Genomic DNA, 2,913 nt, shown 5'->3' with positions numbered 1-2,913 from the left:
GCCTGGCAGTGACCTACTTTCGCATGGGGAGGCCCCACACTATCATCGGCGCTGAGTCGTTTCACTTCCGAGTTCGGGATGGGATCGGGTGGTTCCGACTCGCCATGGCCGCCAGGCAAAGGGTAGGCATGGTGTAGCCATGCCGATTCGGGAAAGACATCTAGGGAGTTGTCGTGTCGAGGAGCCAACACCCAGACTGTTTGGGTGTTATATGGTCAAGCCGCACGGGCAATTAGTACGGGTTAGCTTCACGCATTGCTACGCTTCCACACCCCGCCTATCAACGTTGTCGTCTTCAACGGCCCTTCAGGGGCATCGAGTGCCCAGGGAGATCTCATCTTGAGGTGGGCTTCCCGCTTAGATGCTTTCAGCGGTTATCCCGTCCGTACTTAGCTACCCGGCAATGCCACTGGCGTGACAACCGGAACACCAGAGGTACGTCCACTCCGGTCCTCTCGTACTAGGAGCAGCGCCTCTCAAATCTCCGACGCCCACGGCAGATAGGGACCGAACTGTCTCACGACGTTCTAAACCCAGCTCGCGTACCACTTTAAATGGCGAACAGCCATACCCTTGGGACCTGCTTCAGCCCCAGGATGTGATGAGCCGACATCGAGGTGCCAAACACCGCCGTCGATATGGACTCTTGGGCGGTATCAGCCTGTTATCCCCGGAGTACCTTTTATCCGTTGAGCGATGGCCCTTCCATACAGAACCACCGGATCACTAAGACCTGCTTTCGCACCTGCTCGACGTGTCTGTCTCGCAGTCAAGCACCCTTCTGCCTTTGCACGCATTGCGCGATTTCCGACCGCGCTGAGGGTACCTTCGCGCTCCTCCGTTACGCTTTGGGAGGAGACCGCCCCAGTCAAACTACCCACCACACACGGTCCCTGTCCCGGATCACGGGACGAGGTTAGAACTCCGAACAGGCCAGGGTGGTATTTCAAGGATGGCTCCACGATCACTGGCGTGACCGCTTCAAAGCCTCCCACCTATCCTACACAAGCCTGCTCAAAGTCCAGTGTGAAGCTGTAGTAAAGGTTCACGGGGTCTTTCCGTCTAGCCGCGGGTACACTGCATCTTCACAGCGATTTCAATTTCACTGAGTCCCGGGTGGAGACAGTGCCGCCATCGTTACGCCATTCGTGCAGGTCGGAACTTACCCGACAAGGAATTTCGCTACCTTAGGACCGTTATAGTTACGGCCGCCGTTTACCGGGGCTTCGATCAAGAGCTTCGTCCGAAGACTAACCCCATCAATTAACCTTCCGGCACCGGGCAGGCGTCACACCCTATACTTCCTCTTTCGAGTTTGCAGAGTGCTGTGTTTTTAATAAACAGTCGCAGCGGCCTGGTCTCTGCGGCCTTCGCCAGCTTGGGGTGCAAGACCCTTCACCGGCAAAGGCGTACCTTCTCCCGAAGTTACGGTACCATTTTGCCTAGTTCCTTCACCCGGGTTCTCTCAAGCGCCTTGGGATTCTCACCCTGCCCACCTGTGTCGGTTTCGGGTACGGTCACGCCGTGCCTGAAGCTTAGAGGCTTTTCTTGGAAGTTGGGCATCAACCACTTCGCTCCCTTGGGAGCTCGTCATCACGTCTCAGGATTGTGCCACCGGATTTGCCTGGAAGCACTCCCTACACGCTTGAACCGGACACCAACTGCCGGCTGGCCTAGCCTACTCCGTCCCCCCATCGCAGCATGGCGTGGTACAGGAATATTAGCCTGTTTCCCATCGACTACGCATTTCTGCCTCGCCTTAGGGGCCGACTAACCCTGCGCCGATTGACGTTGCGCAGGAAACCTTGGGCTTTCGGCGGATGGGGTTTTCACCCATCTGATCGTTACTCATGTCAGCATTCGCACTTCCGATACCTCCAGCATGCCTTACAGCACACCTTCACAGGCGTACGGAACGCTCCCCTACCACTTGCAAAGCAAGTCCGCAGCTTCGGTACATGGCTTAAGCCCCGTTGAATCTTCCGCGCGGGCCGACTCGACCAGTGAGCTATTACGCTTTCTTTAAAGGATGGCTGCTTCTAAGCCAACCTCCTGGCTGTCTGGGCCTTCCCACATCGTTTCCCACTGAGCCATGATTTGGGGACCTTAGCTGGCGGTCTGGGTTGTTTCCCTCTCCACGACGAAAGTTAGCTCCCGCCGTGTGTCTCCCATGCTCGCACTTCCTGGTATTCGGAGTTTGCAATGGTTTGGTAAGCCGGGATGGCCCCCTAGCCATAACAGTGCTCTACCCCCAGGAGTGATACATGAGGCACTACCTAAATAGCTTTCGGGGAGAACCAGCTATCTCCGGGCTTGATTAGCCTTTCACTCCGATCCACAGCTCATCCCCTAACTTTTCAACGTTAGTGGGTTCGGGCCTCCAGCGGGAATTACCCCGCCTTCACCCTGGCCATGGATAGATCGCCCGGTTTCGGGTCTAACGCAAGCGACTCATTCGCCCTATTCAGACTCGGTTTCCCTACGGCTCCCCTATACGGTTAACCTCGCCACTCACGTTAAGTCGCTGACCCATTATACAAAAGGTACGCAGTCACCCATAAAGGGCTCCCACTGCTTGTACGCACACGGTTTCAGGTTCTATTTCACTCCCCTCACCGGGGTTCTTTTCGCCTTTCCCTCACGGTACTGGTTCACTATCGGTCGGTAGGGAGTATTTAGCCTTGGAGGATGGTCCCCCCATCTTCAGACAGGATTTCACGTGTCCCGCCCTACTCAATTTCACCGTAATGGGCCTTTCGTGTACGGGGCTATCACCCGCTATGGCCGGACTTTCCAGACCGTTCCACTAAACCCACCATGGCTTTTGGGCTGTTCCGCGTTCGCTCGCCGCTACTGACGGAATCTCGGTTGATTTCTTTTCCTCCGGTTACTTAGATGTTTCAGTTCACCGGG

Annotated in this window: 2 rRNA genes (1 of these 2 running past the window's edge); both read right to left on the bottom strand. The window is 56.1% G+C overall.

The annotated features are described in order from the left end of the window. Positions 1-116 (bottom strand): 5S ribosomal RNA (rrf, locus tag BM214_RS12255). A gap of 95 nt (positions 117-211) precedes the next feature. Then, a 23S ribosomal RNA gene (locus tag BM214_RS12250) occupies positions 212-2,913 on the bottom strand (it continues 179 nt past the right edge of the window).

Origin of the sequence: Ectothiorhodospira mobilis, from assembly GCF_900114895.1 — a bacterium.
GTDB classification, from domain to species: Bacteria; Pseudomonadota; Gammaproteobacteria; order Ectothiorhodospirales; family Ectothiorhodospiraceae; genus Ectothiorhodospira; species Ectothiorhodospira mobilis_A.
The sequence above is the reverse complement of the archived record's forward strand: the minus strand, read 5'-3'. Positions and strand labels throughout refer to the sequence as shown.